The 2445-nt window shown below is 46.5% G+C and carries 2 tRNA genes and 1 rRNA gene; all 3 read right to left on the bottom strand.

The window, feature by feature from the left end:
* Window positions 1–146: 146 nt before the first annotated feature.
* The 3 genes from HMPREF9456_RS16725 to HMPREF9456_RS16715 all read right to left on the bottom strand — a co-directional run bounded on the left by HMPREF9456_RS16725 (window position 147) and on the right by HMPREF9456_RS16715 (window position 2057).
* Window positions 147–220: transfer RNA gene (locus HMPREF9456_RS16725), tRNA-Ala, on the bottom strand.
* Window positions 221–314: 94 nt separating this feature from the next.
* A tRNA-Ile gene (locus tag HMPREF9456_RS16720) sits at window positions 315–388 on the bottom strand.
* A 142-nt stretch (window positions 389–530) separates the two neighbouring features.
* Window positions 531–2057, bottom strand: a 16S ribosomal RNA gene (locus HMPREF9456_RS16715).
* Window positions 2058–2445 lie beyond the last annotated feature (388 nt).

Here is a 2445-nt window from a genome sequence, read left to right as displayed (position 1 = left end):
AATAACCGAAGTTATTGATAGCAGGGTTTGATAGATTATATTGCTATAATCTTTCTTTACTTGCTCTTTTGTTACATCATGTCAAAGATCTTCTTGTCTGTGGACAGCATTTTGTTATACTTCTATAACCTCTGTCGAAGACACTGTGGAGAATAACGGATTCGAACCGTTGACCCCCTGCGTGCAAGGCAGGTGCTCTAGCCAGCTGAGCTAATCCCCCGATTTTCTTGCAGTCTACAGTGAACAGTTGACAGTTAACAAGCCCGGTGGCTTGTACTCTAACTGTGGACTGAATACTGAGAACTGTTCAATCGTAGTCCCAGGCAGATTTGAACTGCCGACCTCTACATTATCAGTGTAGCGCTCTAACCAACTGAGCTATAGGACTGGCTTTCTCGTTCAACCTGAAACTGATTTGCCAGCTTCTTGGTTTCTCTTGTATCCGGTTTGTTAAACCAGGTATATCTTAAAAACAACATATGTGAGTGTAGCAACTTGTCCTATTATACCTTAGCGGACAGTCACTCCAGAAAGGAGGTGTTCCAGCCGCACCTTCCGGTACGGCTACCTTGTTACGACTTAGCCCCAGTCACCAGTTTTACCCTAGGACGCTCCTTACGGTTACGCACTTCAGATACCCCCGGCTCCCATGGCTTGACGGGCGGTGTGTACAAGGCCCGGGAACGTATTCACCGCGCCATGGCTGATGCGCGATTACTAGCGAATCCAGCTTCACGGAGTCGAGTTGCAGACTCCGATCCGAACTGGGAGAGGCTTTGGGGATTAGCATCCTGTCACCAGGTAGCAGCCCTTTGTACCTCCCATTGTAACACGTGTGTCGCCCCGGACGTAAGGGCCGTGCTGATTTGACGTCATCCACACCTTCCTCGCATCTTACGACGGCAGTCTTATTAGAGTCCTCAGCTTAACCTGTTAGTAACTAATAATGTGGGTTGCGCTCGTTATGGCACTTAAGCCGACACCTCACGGCACGAGCTGACGACAACCATGCAGCACCTACATACCTGCTATTGCTAGAAGTCCCCTTTCAAGGACGGTCAGGTACATTTCAAGCCCGGGTAAGGTTCCTCGCGTATCATCGAATTAAACCACATGTTCCTCCGCTTGTGCGGGCCCCCGTCAATTCCTTTGAGTTTCACCGTTGCCGGCGTACTCCCCAGGTGGATTACTTATCGCTTTCGCTTAGTCACTTACGGTATATCGCAAACAACTAGTAATCATCGTTTACGGCGTGGACTACCAGGGTATCTAATCCTGTTTGATCCCCACGCTTTCGTGCTTGAGCGTCAGTTATGGCTTAGTAAGCTGCCTACGCAATCGGAGTTCCTCGTTATATCTAAGCATGTCACCGCTACACAACGAATTCCGCCTACTTCATCCATACTCAAGAATCCCAGTTTCAACGGCAGTGTTCAGGTTGAGCCTGAAAATTTCACCGCTGACTTAAAATCCCGCCTGCGCACCCTTTAAACCCAATAAATCCGGATAACGCTCGCATCCTCCGTATTACCGCGGCTGCTGGCACGGAGTTAGCCGATGCTTATTCGTACAGTACATGCAATACACTACACGTAATGTCTTTTATTCCTGTACAAAAGAAGTTTACAACCCGTAGGGCAGTCTTCCTTCACGCGATTTGGCTGGTTCAGACTCTCGTCCATTGACCAATATTCCTCACTGCTGCCTCCCGTAGGAGTCTGGTCCGTGTCTCAGTTCCAGTGTGGGGGACAAACCTCTCAGTTCCCCTATCCATCGTTGCCTTGGTAAGCCGTTACCTTACCAACCAGCTAATGGAACGCATGCCCATCTACATCCGATAAATCTTTAACAAATATTGCCATGCGGCATCCCTGTATTATGCGGTATTAGTCCGAATTTCTCCGGGTTATTCCCCTGATGTAGGTAGGTTGCATACGTGTTACTCACCCGTGCGCCGGTCGCCATCAAAGTATTGCTACTCTATGCTGCCCCTCGACTTGCATGTGTTAGGCCTATCGCTAGCGTTCATCCTGAGCCAGGATCAAACTCTTCTTTGTATATTCTTTTTTTCTAAGTCTTTCGTGATCCTGTCCTGCTCTTTTTACTTATTAAGTAAATTGACGGTATAATATTTCTTAGCACCAAAGTGCTATTGTACTACACTCATATGTTGTCATTATTTCAAAGATCGTTTTCTAATCGCTTTTCCCTTTTTCACCGTCCGAGTCCCTAGCTCTAAATCTTGTCTGTTGCCAAAACTCGCTCTCGAAAACCCGCCGGCTCTATCGGTAAAGCGGGTGCAAAAGTAATAACCTTTTCCTTACACTCCAAATCTTTTACCAATTAATTTTAAAATATTTTTTGGCAGAACTACAAAGTTAATACCTATATACCTTATTTGCAAACTGTTGTTAAACATATTTTTCCTTGATGATTTTTTGAAGA

It is taken from the genome of Dysgonomonas mossii DSM 22836, from assembly GCF_000213575.1.
Lineage (GTDB): Bacteria > Bacteroidota > Bacteroidia > Bacteroidales > Dysgonomonadaceae > Dysgonomonas > Dysgonomonas mossii.
This window is presented reverse-complemented; position numbering and strand designations above follow the sequence as displayed.